At 39.3% G+C, this 552-nt stretch carries 1 protein-coding gene; it reads left to right on the forward strand.

The genetic code is table 11. From position 1 onward, the window contains the following. Positions 1–158 precede the first annotated feature (158 nt). Positions 159–552: hypothetical protein (locus tag J7R13_RS08715; protein ID WP_208438298.1), on the forward strand; the 394-nt coding region annotated here is incomplete at its 3' end.

The raw sequence follows: 552 nt of genomic DNA on the forward strand, positions 1-552 counted from the left end.
TATGAGACAATACCTGCTGGCAGTAACGTTTTGACAGAATGGTGGAGAGTGATCATGAATCCCATAAGTTCCCATACCTGTCTTGGAGATGCGAGTGATATATGCAAAAAGCGCTATGGTTTATCTCATCGTGAACAAAAACCTTTAAGGAGGAAAAAATGAACATATTGTTTAAATTACTGAGTATAATAGTTTTATTAAGTATAGTGGGATGTCAGTTTAATAAAACTCCTTCATCATCTTTGGCGATGTGGGAGAAGCCAGGAGCAGATTTTACTGAGATAGGAAAAGCACTGTTAGAATGTGGCATGCCAACCCCTTATGATAAGGATCCAGAAAATAGAAAGTTAAGTTTAAATAAAAAGGCGTTCATTGATTCTTGTATGGTTCAATCAGGATTCCGCTATAAAGATACAGAGGCAGGAACGTGGTGTGAGAATTTTCAAGGAAAGAATCTTCCGGCTTGTCGTCCAGGCGCTGTTGTTCCACAGCGCAGTGTCAAGAAGCGCTTGAACAGCCCGTTTTGTAAAAAGCATCCAGAACAATATGAAT

The organism is Bartonella taylorii 8TBB, from assembly GCF_902825155.1.
GTDB classification, from domain to species: domain Bacteria; phylum Pseudomonadota; class Alphaproteobacteria; order Rhizobiales; family Rhizobiaceae; genus Bartonella; species Bartonella taylorii_A.